The organism is Paraburkholderia phytofirmans PsJN, from assembly GCF_000020125.1.
Taxonomy (GTDB): Bacteria; Pseudomonadota; Gammaproteobacteria; order Burkholderiales; family Burkholderiaceae; genus Paraburkholderia; species Paraburkholderia phytofirmans.
In genome coordinates this window covers 619,866-632,015 of the sequence record NC_010681.1, presented here as the reverse complement: position 1 = coordinate 632,015, position 12,150 = coordinate 619,866, and the positions used below count along the sequence as shown (strand labels likewise).

Genomic DNA, 12,150 nt, shown 5'->3' with positions numbered 1-12,150 from the left:
GCATTTGGCACCGACCGCACACGTGACGGCAAACCGCCCGGCGCTTGTTTTGGAACGCGCATTATTCCTTATTTTCGCGCTGCAGCAAATGAAAGTGGACAGCGCCCGCTTTACCTTGCCGCACGATTTCCCAACCGGCGAGCGCCTCGTTTCCAGCAAGCTCGAGCGCATCGCCCGCTTCTACATACAGAAATCCGTCAGCGGCGACGAGCGGTGCCGCCAGCGTCAGCGCTTTGCCGAGCAGATCGTCGCCGAACGGCGGATCGAGAAATACGACGTCGAACGAACCGGGCGCGAGACTCGCGGCAAGACGCAAACCGTCTGCTTCAGCGATTTCGATCGTGCGCGCCGACAAGCGTTCCTGGTTCGCGCGCAACTGGCCGGCGGCGCGCGCATTGCGCTCCACCATCAACACCCGTGCCGCGCCGCGCGACGCCGCCTCGAAGCCCAGCGCGCCGCTGCCGGCGAACAGATCGAGGCAGCGCTGGCCATCCAGGTCCTGGCCGAGCCAGTTGAACAGCGTCTCGCGCACGCGATCGGGCGTGGGGCGCAAGCCGTCGAGATCGAGCACGGGCAAAGGCGTGCGCTTCCAGTCGCCGCCGATGATACGGATGGCGTGCGGCTTGCCGCCTTTGGACGAAGCGCCATGGGCGCGTGAAGGTGCGGAACGGGGCATGCAGTTTCGATTACGTTATTGAAGCGCCCGCGACGACGAAATTGCGGGCCGGAGCGCCAACGTTACCACAGCGACGCCCCGCGTCCAGCCTGGCCGTTCGGCCGATACGACGGCCGGCGGCGCGCCTGATAAAATGTGCGGCTTCCAGCGCCTTGCATCCCGCATCGCAACGCTGCCTGCCGCTCCCACCGGTCTTGTGCCGGCTGCGCGCATCGGCGCGCGCTCTCACCACGCCAGATCATGTTCAGCTTTTTCAAACGATTCAAGGGTTCGAAAGAGTCCGATAACGCGCCAGAAGAGTCGCAAACCACGCCGGAAGGTTCGACGCCCACAGCCGCCGTGCAGGCGCCTGCGCCCGTCGTGCCGGCCGCGGCTCCGGTTCGCGTCGACACGCCGCCCGTGGCCGCTCCGTCGGCAATCGATCCCGAACCCGAGCCTGAAGCATTTGCGCTTGAGGAAACCGTCGAAGTCGTCCCGCCGCCGTTGCCGGACGCGGGCGCAAAACGTTCGTGGCTGACCCGTCTGAAGACCGGCTTGTCGAAGACGAGTTCGAACCTGACCGGCATTTTCGTCGGCACGAAGATTGACGAAGACTTGTACGAAGAGCTCGAAACCGCGCTGCTGATGTCGGACGCGGGCGTCGACGCCACTGAATTCCTGCTCGAAGCGCTGCGCGAAAAAGTGCGCGCCGAACGCCTCGTCGATCCGCAGCAGGTCAAAACCGCGCTGCGCACGTTGCTGGTCGACCTGCTCAAGCCGCTGGAAAAATCGCTCATGCTCGGCCGCGCGCAGCCGCTCGTGATGATGATTGCCGGCGTCAACGGCGCGGGCAAAACCACCAGCATCGGCAAGCTCGCCAAGCATCTGCAGAGTTTCGATCAATCCGTGCTGCTGGCCGCGGGCGACACGTTTCGCGCCGCGGCGCGCGAGCAACTGGCCATCTGGGGTCAGCGCAACAACGTGACCGTGGTCTCGCAGGAAAGCGGCGACCCGGCAGCGGTAATCTTCGACGCCGTCGGCGCCGCGCGTGCGCGCAAGATCGACGTGATGATGGCGGACACGGCCGGCCGCCTGCCGACCCAGTTGCATCTCATGGAAGAACTACGCAAGGTGAAGCGCGTGATCGGCAAGGCGCAAGACGGCGCGCCGCATGAGGTGCTGCTGGTGATCGACGCCAACACCGGCCAGAACGCGCTCGCGCAGGTCAAGGCGTTCGACGACGCGCTCGGCCTCACCGGCCTGATCGTCACCAAACTGGACGGCACGGCGAAGGGCGGCATTCTCGCCGCGATCGCGCGGCAGCGTCCGATTCCGGTGTATTTCATCGGCGTCGGCGAGAAAGTCGAAGATTTGCAGCCGTTCAGCGCGGAAGAGTTCTCCGACGCGTTGCTGGGCGGCTGAGCGCCACGGCGTTCGCGGCTTAAGCCGCGGGCTTAGGCAGCAAAAAGGGCACTCCTTGGAGTGCCCTTTTGTCATCCCGGCTACCCGACGATCACGAATTACTCAGCGTCCGGCTGCGCGCCCGGCGCCGCGCGCGCAAACGCGTCGAGTTGCATCGCATGGTCGTAGATGCGCTGAATGGTCGGAAACTTAGTCGTATCGACCTTGAAGCGCTGCGCGTTGAACACCTGCGGAATCAGACAGGTGTCTGCAATGGTCGGCGTATCGCCGAAACACAGCTTGCCGGTGCGTGGATCGCCCGCCAGATGCGTTTCGAACGTCGCGAATCCGGCTTCCACCCAGTGGCGGTACCAGGCGTCCTTGGCATAATCGTCGACGCCCAGTGTGTGCTTCAGATACTTCAGCACGCGCAGGTTGTTCAGCGGATGAATCTCGCACGCCACCTGCAACGCCAGCGCCCGCACATACGCGCGATCGGCCGGCGCCTTCGGCAAAAGCGCCGGCTCGGGATGCACCTCTTCCAGATACTCGATGATCGCGAGCGACTGCGGCATCACGTCATTGCCGTCGACGAAGGTCGGCACGATCCCGTCGGCGTTCACCTTGCGGTATTCGGGCTTCAACTGCTCGCCGCCGTCGCGCACAAGATGCACCGGCACGTAGTCGTACGGCAGATTTTTCACGTTCAGCGCAATGCGCACGCGATAAGACGCCGAGCTACGAAAATAGCTGTAGAGCTTCATGTTCTCTGTCTCCCCCAACCGGCCGTCAGACGACGCGCACGCAGAGCTCGCCGAGCCCATCCACGCCACCCTTCATCAGATCGCCCGACACCACTGCGCCGACGCCTTCCGGCGTGCCGGTGAAGATCAGGTCGCCGGGTTGCAGTTCGAACAGCGTCGACAGATAAGCGATCGTCTCGGCCACCGACCAGATCAGTTGCGACACGTCCGAGCTTTGCTTTTCCTCGCCGTTCACCGACAGCCAGATCGCGCCCTTGTCGACATGGCCGACCGTCGCCGCCGGATGAATCGGGCCGAGCGGCGCCGAGTGGTCGAAGCCCTTCGCGGTATCCCAGGGACGGCCCAGCTTTTTCGCTTCGGCCTGCAGATCGCGGCGCGTCATGTCGAGACCGAGCGCGTAACCGTACACGTGGTCGAGCGCGCTCTCGACCGGAATATTCTTGCCGCCCTTGCCGATCGCCGCCACCATTTCCATCTCGAAGTGGACGTTTTTCGACAGCGACGGATACGGAAACTCGCCAGTGGCGCCGGGCGCGACGCACAGCACGGCATCGGCCGGCTTGGCGAAGAAGAACGGCGGTTCGCGGTCGGGATCGTGGCCCATCTCGCGCGCGTGCGCCTCGTAGTTACGGCCAACACAGTAGATGCGACGCACCGCGAACTGCTCGCTGGACCCCACAACCGGCACCGCGACCACCGGTGCGGGTGCAAATACGTAACTCATCCCGTTCTCCGTTATTTGATGTGTGCCGCCAGCGCGGCGATAAAACGTCGAGTGTAACGCGCGACAAAGGGCCACGCGCATCAGTTCGGCATGGACCGGCAAGGCCGCCGCCGCGGGCGCGGGGTCTCGCGGGATCGCCATAGATGCGATACTCACACTCAACAGCGTCCCTTGAATAGCTTGGCCAACCGCTTTGAAGCGGCACGCCGACACGTCCCACTGCGCCCGATGACCGACTCCGCCGACACCGCCAACCCCTTCCCCTGCGCCCGCTTCATCAAGGAAATCGGCCGCGGCCCGAACGGCGCCCGCGCGCTGACCGCCGACGATACGCGCACGCTCTACACCGCCATGCTCGACGGCCGCGTGGCCGAACTCGAACTCGGCGCGGTGCTGCTCGCGTACCGCGTGAAGGGCGAAACCGCCGACGAGCTCGCGGCGATGCTGGCCGGCGCGCATGCGTCCTTCGAGCCGGTTCATTTGCCGCACGGCACGTTCCGGCCGGTGTCCATACCGAGCTACAACGGCGCTCGCAAACAGCCAAACCTGGTGCCGCTGCTCGCCCTGCTGCTGGCGCGCGAAGGCGTGCCGGTGCTGGTGCACGGCGTCACCGAAGATCCAGGCCGCGTGACAAGCGCGGAAATCTTCACGCATCTGCAGATTCCGCACGCGCGATCGCACGCCGATATCGAAGACGGTCTCGCCGAGCACCGCCTTGCGTTCGCGCCAATCGACGTGCTCGCGCCGAAGCTCGCACGCCTGCTTGCGCTGCGCCGGCGCATGGGCGTGCGCAACTCGACGCACACGCTGGTGAAAATTCTGCAGCCGTTCGCGCCCGCGGGTTTGCGCCTCGTCAACTATACGCACCCGCCGTATCGCGACAGCCTGACGCAATTGTTCAACACGCATCCGGACGCGGCCGCCGGCGGCGCATTGCTTGCACGCGGCACCGAAGGTGAAGCGGTGGCCGATACACGCCGCCAGGTGCAGGTCGACTGGTTGCACGACGGTGTCTGCGAGACGCGCGTACCGCATGAGCGCTCGTCGCCCGATGCGCCGGAAGTGGACTTGCCCGAAGCCAAAGATGCGCCGACGACGGCCGGCTGGATCAGCGCCGTATTGCGCGGCGAAGCGCCCGTGCCGAGCGCGATCGAACGGCAGGTCGAACTGATCGTGGACGTCGCAAGAATGCCCGTGTAACGGCCACGGCGCAGGCGCTGCGGCGCGTTTGCCGTCGCCCGCCGCGACCCGCGCGGGTTGACACGCCGCAACGCGGCGTCATACATTAGACCCATGCGTTCCCTTCCGAACACCCTCCGAATTACCTCCGGCCGCCTAGCGCGGCCCCTATCGCTACGTCTAGCGTAAGTCAGGCGTAGCGCCGCGCGTTTGGCAGCTCAGGTTGCTCAAAAGCGCGGTCTCTCCGGCAGTTCCGCTGTTTCCGTTCCTGTCGCACCCCCAAAGCGTAGTTCTTCACAACCTGTAGTCGTTTGCATTCGTCCGTTTACCGCGCGGACGAAGCGCGAGGATCAAATGCACGTCGCATGGGCTTTAACCACGTCCGTTTTCGCCGTCACCATGACGCCGTTCGTTCGCGCCCGTTCGTTGTTGCCGCTAGCCACCGGCTGGCGGACCGTGCATCCGTGGCAGTCCGCCAACCGCTCCCGGCCACACCCTTTCGCAAACGACACAACGAACGAGGCTCACCATGTTGCAAAACCCCGCTGAGAAATACCGCCCCTTCCCCGCCGTCCGTCTGACCGGCCGCAAATGGCCGAGCCGCACGATCGACCAGACGCCGGTCTGGATGAGCACCGATCTGCGCGACGGCAATCAGGCGCTGATCGAGCCAATGAACGCCGCGCAAAAGCTCGAGTTCTTCGAGATGCTGGTGGCGATCGGTTTCAAGGAGATCGAGGTCGGCTATCCGTCGGCATCGCAAATGGATTTCGATTTCGTCCGCAAGCTGATCGAGGAGAAACGCATTCCAGACGACGTGACCATCGAGGTGTTCATGCCGTCGCGCGCGGAACTGATTGCGCGCACGTTCGAGGCGCTGGAAGGCGCGCCGCGCGCCATCGTGCACTTGTACAACGCGATCTGCCCGTCGTTCCGGCGGATCGTGTTCAACCAGACGAAGGCCGAGATCAAGGCGCTGGCCGTGCACGGCACGCAAATCATCAAGGAGCATGCGCAGGCGCGCCCCGGCACGCACTGGACTTTCCAGTACTCGCCGGAAACGTTCAATGCCACCGAATTGCCGTTTGCACGCGAGGTGTGCGACGCGGTCGCGCAGACGTGGCGGCCGACGCGCGATCACAAAATGATCGTCAACCTGCCCGCGAGCGTGGAAGCGGCGACACCGAATGTGTTCGCCGATCAGATCGAATGGATGCACCGCAATCTCGGCTATCGCGACAGCATTGTGCTGTCGGTGCATCCGCACAACGATCGCGGCACCGCTGTGGCCGCCGCGGAACTGGCGCTGCTGGCTGGCGCGGACCGCGTCGAAGGCTGCCTGTTCGGCAACGGCGAGCGCACCGGCAACGTCGATCTCGTCGCGCTGGCAATGAATCTGGCTGCGCAAGGCGTCGATACTGGGCTCGATTTCTCGAATATGGAGGCGGTCCGGCGCGTGGTAGAGCGCTGCAATCAGCTGCCGGTGCATCCGCGGCATCCGTATGCGGGCGAGGCGATGATGCGGGCGAAGAACGCGGAGCGACAAGGCGTCGCGGCGCAAGAGCCCATAGCGGCCGAAACTGGCGCGGCGGATCGTCACGAATGGAGCGGTGTGGATCAGGAGAGCGTGGCTGCCTGAGAATCATGCCGAGCTGACAAAACCAACGCAAACACGACGCACGAGCACGCTACCCGTGCGCTTGCGTCAACCCGAACGGCCCGCTCACAAGGCGCAGCCGGTCCGGACAGCGTGAGCTCAAAAGGCTCACTCGATTGCGCAACGCGTGGCCTGCCAGGCAATCAGGCGCCAACGGCCGTCTTCCAGCGTATGAATCGCCGTGTAGGCGATCGGAAACAGCAGCGCCCCGTTGTTCGCCTCCATTTCGATCAGCGCGCGCCCGCTCACCACGCAGGTCTCGCGCCCGACTGGCAGCACCTCCTGCGACTGGATCTCGATCTGCCGATAGCGGCGGCGGCCCGCGGTGATCCCATCGATGAACTGCCGTTTCGTCTCCCGTTTGCCGTTCGTATGAACGTAGCTCACGTTGTCCGCGATCAGGGCATCGAGCGATGGCCCGTCGCCGTCGACCATCGCACGAAAGCGCTCTCGCTCGAGCTCGCGAACCGCTTCGATTATCTTTGCCGCCATCGCTCAGCCCCTCGCACCGGTGAGCCGACGTGGCCACGGTTGTCAGAAGTTGTATTGCAGATATAGCTGGTGGAAATTTATACCAGGATTCGGCTCTTTGATACCGCCATTGGAAACATGCTGGAAGCGGTAGCCCGCCTGGTACTGCTGGTGGCTCCCGAACTGCATGCCAACGCCGGCCATGTCGGCGAACTGGAACGCACTGCCCAGTGTGAAGGTCGAAGAAATCCGGGGACTCGACAGCAACCGGATGCCCGCGCCAAGCTCGGCATACGGGCGGATCGAGCCCGATCCCTTGATGAAGCGGATGATCGGCGTCACGCCGACTTCGCCGATGTTGTCGTGCACATTGCCTTCATTGGTGTGCCACCAGGCCACGTGCGCTTCGCCGATCAGCGAGAAGTGCCAGTCGCCGATTTGCCACCAGGTCAGATCCGGATCCCAGACGAAAGCAAGATCCAGCTTCTTGACGTGGCGATCGCCGAGACCGCCGGCCACCTGCACGCCGAACTGGTCCGCCGAAGCCCATCCCGAAGTGCCCACCAGCAAGGCGCCAGCCGTGATTTTTAGCGCCAGACCACGCAGAGTATTCTTTTTGTTGTTCATCTAACACCCGAGTTCAGTCGAACGTTGAACAATCTCTAACTGTTTTGCGTATTCTAAGGTCAATCTCAATTTGGTGGATCGTATGAAGAAAGCTGACTTTCCGCAATTAGTCACTTCAAAATTAGCAAAAGTCGGGCATTTATGACAATGAAGGTGATTTGTTAGGTAAATGATACGCGCCCCTTGAAAATACCGAGGGATGTGTCTAATGGCTATTGAAACGTGAATTTCAATAGGAATTTGCGGAACTAGGATGCCCCTACACCCTCTAAGTATTAGCACTCGGCAAATCAGAGTGCTAACATCCAACGCTGGAGTCGTTACCTGAATACGCTTTTGTCTGATTCCAAAGGAGTTTCCTACGTGAGCCATGCAATGACCCTTCCGAGTACTTTGAGCCCGTCGTCGGCTAAGGCCGCTTCGGCAGGTGCACTGGCGCTCTCGCATTCCTCGCTGCTGCCCGGTCAACTGGGCAATATCGACGCCTACATCCAGGCCGTTAATCGGATTCCGATGCTGACGCCGGCGGAAGAACGCCAGTTCGCCACCGAATTTCGCGAGCAGGACAACCTCGAGTCCGCGCGCCGTCTCGTGCTGTCGCACTTGCGGCTGGTCGTGTCGATCGCGCGCAACTATCTGGGTTATGGACTGCCGCACGCCGACCTGATCCAGGAAGGCAACATCGGCCTGATGAAGGCCGTGAAGCGCTTCGATCCGGAGCAGAACGTGCGCCTCGTGTCGTACGCCATGCACTGGATCAAGGCTGAGATCCACGAATACATTCTGCGCAACTGGCGGATGGTGAAGGTCGCCACCACCAAGGCGCAGCGCAAGCTGTTCTTCAATCTGCGCAGCCATAAGCAAGGGCTGGGCGCGTTCACGCCGGACCAGATCGACGATCTGGCCAAAGAATTGAACGTGAAGCGCGAAGAAGTCTCCGAAATGGAAACGCGCCTCTCCGGCGGCGACATCGCGCTGGAAGGTCAGGTCGAAGACGGTGAAGAAGCGTACGCGCCGATCGCCTATCTGGCCGACTCGCATAGCGAACCGACTGCCGTGCTGGCTTCGCGTCAGCGCGACAAGCTGCACAGCGACGGTATCGCGAGCGCGCTGGACGCACTTGACGCCCGCAGCCGCCGCATCATCGAGGCACGCTGGCTGAAGGTGGAAGACGACGGTTCGGGCGGCTCCACGCTGCACGAACTGGCCGACGAGTTCGGCGTGTCCGCCGAACGTATTCGGCAGATCGAGGCGAGCGCAATGAAGAAGATGCGCGGTGCGCTGACCGAATACGCGTAAAACTTGAAGATTGTCGGCATGCCGGTTCGCCCGGCGCGCGGCAGCAAAGCCGCCAAAACCCGCCCTCGCAAGACGGCGGGTTTTTTTTCGCCCACGCCGCGGCGTTTTCACGCACAAGCGCCTCGACGCACGAACATGAGCGCGGCAAACGCGTTTCTTGACGTATCACAAACCAGATAGCAATACTGCTTGAACGGGGCAAGTCTCGCGACCCAATGCCGCAGCGCCGAGCGGTTGCGCGCGAGGATCCAGTCCTAGAATCGGGGTGCACTCGTCAGACCGCTCAGGCGGCCTGGCGCCAACCGGATTCACCGGTGTGAAGTTGCCTTCTACCGATCATGACCCTAGTCCTCAATCGCAAGACCACTCGCCGCCGGAGCCTGCGTCAACGGTTCCATGGCTGGGTGCGCGGTCCGACGCTGGCGCGGGATATCGCCATCGTCCTCGCCATCAAATTCGTACTGCTGATGGCGCTCAAATACACATTCTTCAATCATCCGCAGGCGGAGCATATGTCGCTCCCGCCTGAGCAAGTCGCGCAGGCGCTGTTGTCCGTGCCTGCCTCGCATCCGTCCCAAGGTGATCAACATGCCCGTTAGCGAAGTCGTAGAACTGTCGCGCCTCCAGTTCGCCATCACCGCGCTTTACCACTTTCTGTTCGTCCCGCTCACGCTCGGCCTGTCCTGGTTGCTCGTCATCATGGAGTCGGTCTATGTGATGACCGGCAAGCAGATCTACAAGGACATGACCCAGTTCTGGGGCAAGCTGTTCGGCATCAACTTTGCGATGGGCGTAACCACCGGCCTCACGCTGGAATTCCAGTTCGGCACCAACTGGTCGTACTACTCGCACTATGTCGGCGATATTTTCGGCGTGCCGCTCGCCGTGGAAGGCCTGATGGCGTTCTTTCTCGAGTCGACCTTCGTCGGCTTGTTCTTCTTCGGCTGGAAGCGGCTCTCGAAGGTCCAGCACGTGTTCGTCACGTTTCTCGTCGCGCTCGGCTCGAACCTGTCGGCGCTATGGATTCTGGTGGCCAATGGCTGGATGAACAATCCGGTCGGCGCGACCTTCAACTACCAGACCATGCGCATGGAGCTCGACAGCATCTTCTCCGTGCTGTTCAATCCGGTTGCGCAGGTCAAGTTCGTGCATACCGTGTCGGCCGGGTATGTGACGGCGTCGATGTTCGTGCTCGGCGTGTCGTCGTGGTATTTGCTGAAGCGCCGCGACACTGAATTTGCGTTGCGCTCGTTCGCGATTGCCGCAGGTTTTGGTTTGGCATCCACATTGTGCGTGATCGTACTCGGCGACGAATCCGGCTACCGCACCGGCGAAGTCCAGCAGGTCAAACTCGCGGCGATCGAATCCGAATGGGAAACCGCGCCCGCGCCGGCTCCGTTCACGATCATCGGGATTCCGAATCAGAAGGAAGAGCGCACCGATTACGCTATCAGGATTCCGTACGCGCTCGGCCTTATCGCCACCCGTTCGCTCGATGAACCCGTGGTCGGTCTGAAGGATTTGATGGCGCACAACGAGGTGCGCATCAAGAACGGCATGCTGGCCTACGCCGCCCTGCAGAAACTGAAGCAAGGCGACATCACCGACGAAGCCAAAGCCGCCTTCGACGCGCACAAGCAGGATCTCGGCTACGGCCTGATGCTCAAGCAGTTCACCGCGAACGTCACCGACGCCACGCCGGATCAGATCGCCCAGGCCGCGAAGAAAACGATCCCGCCGGTGGCACCCGTGTTCTTCTCGTTCCGGCTGATGGTGGGCCTCGGCATTCTGTTTCTCGCCACCTTCGTGCTGGCGTTCTGGTTCTGCGCGCAACGCTCGCTGTTGCTGGAGAAGCGCCGCTGGTTCCTGCGCTGGGCCGTGTGGGCCATTCCGCTGCCCTGGCTCGCCGCGGAGTTCGGCTGGATCGTCGCTGAAGTGGGCCGTCAGCCATGGACCATCGCGGGCATTTTGCCGACCCACCTGTCGGCTTCGAGCCTGACGCCGAACGACCTGTATCTGAGTATCGCGGGCTTCGTGGTGTTCTACACGGTGCTGTTCGTCATCGAAATCACGCTGATGTTCAAGTACGCGCGGCTCGGACCTTCGTCGCTGCACACGGGCCGCTACCACCACGAACAACAGCCGCTGAGTCAGCCGCTGCCGACCAACACGGCCGCCTGATTCGCCGCCACTAAGTTTCAAGGGAAAAGATCATCATGGATTACGCAACCCTCAAACTGATCTGGTGGGTGCTGATCGGCGTGCTGCTGATCGGCTTCGCGCTCACCGACGGCTTCGACATGGGCGCGGCGATTCTGCTGCCGTTCATCGGCAAGACCGACGCCGAGCGGCGCATTGTCGTGAACACGGTAGGCGCGACGTGGGAAGGCAATCAGGTCTGGCTCATCACGGCGGGCGGCGCAATGTTCGCGGCGTGGCCGCTGGTGTACGCGGCGTCGTTCTCCGGCTTCTATTTCGCCATGCTGCTGGTGCTGTTCGCACTGTTCTTCCGGCCGGTCGGCTTCGACTATCGCAGCAAACGCGAAGACCCGCGCTGGCGTACGGCATGGGACTGGGCGCTGTTCGTCGGCGGTTTCGTGCCGGCACTGGTGTTCGGCGTCGCGTTCGGCAACCTGTTGCAAGGCGTGCCGTTCTCGTTCGATACCGACCTGCGCGTCACGTATCACGGCGGCTTCTTCGAGTTGCTCAACCCGTTCGCGGTGTTGTGCGGCCTCGTCAGCGTCTCGATGCTGGCCGCGCACGGCGCCGCCTTCGTCAAGATGAAAGCGGACGACATTGTCGCCGAACGCGCTTCGCTGGCGCTTCGAATTGCGTCATTCGCGACCGTGGTGCTGTTCCTGATCGCCGGCGCGCTGATCGCCACGATGATCGGCGGCTACCAGGTGATCGACGCACCGCCGCTCGACATGGTCGCCAATCCGTTGATGAAGAACGTGATCGGCGCACCGGGGCTGTGGCTGACCAACTACGCGAACTATCCGTGGATGGTGAGCGCGCCGGTAGTGGGTCTCGTGGGCGGCGTGCTGGCCACGTTGCTTGCACGCTCGCGCTTCGAGAAAAGCGCCTTTCTGTCGACCTCGCTGATGATCATCGGCGTGATCCTGACGGCGGGCTTCTCGATGTTTCCGTTCATCATGCCCTCCTCGCTCGATGGCCGCAGCAGCCTCACCGTGTGGGATTCGACCTCGAGCCGCATGACGTTGCAGATCATGTTGATCGCCGTGATCATTTTCCTGCCGATCATCCTGATCTACACGAGCTGGGTGTATCGCGTGATGCGCGGCAAGGTGACTGCCGCCGCACTCGAAGAAAACCACCATACGATGTATTGACCGGCTACAGGCTTAACAGG

The 12,150-nt window shown here is 62.6% G+C and carries 11 protein-coding genes and 1 pseudogene; 7 read left to right on the top strand and 5 right to left on the bottom strand.

The features are described from left to right. Positions 1-61 precede the first annotated feature (61 nt). Entirely contained in the window at positions 62-676 is a 615-nt protein-coding gene (gene rsmD, locus BPHYT_RS02815; protein WP_012431642.1) for a 16S rRNA (guanine(966)-N(2))-methyltransferase RsmD, read from the bottom strand. 240 nt (positions 677-916) lie between these two features. Between rsmD and ftsY the strand changes: the two genes are divergently transcribed. Beyond that, positions 917-2,077, top strand: a complete 1,161-nt coding sequence (ftsY, locus tag BPHYT_RS02810) for a signal recognition particle-docking protein FtsY (RefSeq protein ID WP_012431641.1) — start codon at positions 917-919, stop codon at positions 2,075-2,077. A gap of 98 nt (positions 2,078-2,175) precedes the next feature. Here ftsY and maiA read toward each other — a convergent pair whose 3' ends face one another. Both maiA and BPHYT_RS02800 read right to left on the bottom strand, forming a co-directional pair. Beyond that, complete coding sequence (gene maiA, locus BPHYT_RS02805) at positions 2,176-2,820, bottom strand: maleylacetoacetate isomerase (RefSeq protein WP_012431640.1); 645 nt, start codon at positions 2,818-2,820, stop codon at positions 2,176-2,178. Positions 2,821-2,845: 25 nt separating this feature from the next. After that, positions 2,846-3,544 (bottom strand): fumarylacetoacetate hydrolase family protein, encoded by a 699-nt coding sequence (locus BPHYT_RS02800; protein ID WP_012431639.1) that lies wholly within the window; start codon positions 3,542-3,544, stop codon positions 2,846-2,848. 228 nt (positions 3,545-3,772) lie between these two features. On the opposite strand from BPHYT_RS02800, the gene ybiB reads away from it, so the two are divergent. After that, on the top strand, positions 3,773-4,744 hold the full coding sequence (ybiB, locus tag BPHYT_RS02795) for a DNA-binding protein YbiB (protein ID WP_012431638.1): 972 nt from the start codon (positions 3,773-3,775) through the stop codon (positions 4,742-4,744). Positions 4,745-5,252: 508 nt separating this feature from the next. Continuing rightward, a pseudogene (locus BPHYT_RS02790) lies at positions 5,253-6,296 on the top strand (2-isopropylmalate synthase); the annotation flags it as partial. Between the two features lie 192 nt (positions 6,297-6,488). Here the strand turns inward: BPHYT_RS02790 and BPHYT_RS02785 are convergent. Further along, positions 6,489-6,872 carry a nuclear transport factor 2 family protein gene (locus BPHYT_RS02785; RefSeq protein ID WP_012431635.1) on the bottom strand — a complete coding sequence of 128 codons (384 nt, stop codon included), beginning with the start codon at positions 6,870-6,872 and terminating at the stop codon, positions 6,489-6,491. Positions 6,873-6,914: 42 nt separating this feature from the next. After that, positions 6,915-7,478 (bottom strand): acyloxyacyl hydrolase, encoded by a 564-nt coding sequence (locus BPHYT_RS02780; RefSeq protein ID WP_012431634.1) that lies wholly within the window; start codon positions 7,476-7,478, stop codon positions 6,915-6,917. Positions 7,479-7,841: 363 nt separating this feature from the next. On the opposite strand from BPHYT_RS02780, the gene rpoH reads away from it, so the two are divergent. The 4 genes from rpoH to cydB all read left to right on the top strand — a co-directional run bounded on the left by rpoH (position 7,842) and on the right by cydB (position 12,130). Beyond that, a complete protein-coding gene (gene rpoH, locus BPHYT_RS02775; RefSeq protein ID WP_012431633.1) occupies positions 7,842-8,777 on the top strand; it encodes an RNA polymerase sigma factor RpoH in 936 nt (311 codons plus the stop codon). 338 nt (positions 8,778-9,115) lie between these two features. Further along, entirely contained in the window at positions 9,116-9,376 is a 261-nt protein-coding gene (gene cydP, locus BPHYT_RS02770; protein ID WP_012431632.1) for a cytochrome oxidase putative small subunit CydP, read from the top strand. Then, the gene (locus BPHYT_RS02765; RefSeq protein WP_012431631.1) at positions 9,366-10,958 is read left to right on the top strand and encodes a cytochrome ubiquinol oxidase subunit I; all 1,593 of its coding nucleotides are present in this window, start codon (positions 9,366-9,368) and stop codon (positions 10,956-10,958) included. The genes cydP and BPHYT_RS02765 overlap by 11 nt, the downstream gene beginning before the upstream one ends. Before the next feature lie 35 nt (positions 10,959-10,993). Then, on the top strand, positions 10,994-12,130 hold the full coding sequence (gene cydB / locus BPHYT_RS02760) for a cytochrome d ubiquinol oxidase subunit II (RefSeq protein WP_012431630.1): 1,137 nt from the start codon (positions 10,994-10,996) through the stop codon (positions 12,128-12,130). Positions 12,131-12,150 lie beyond the last annotated feature (20 nt).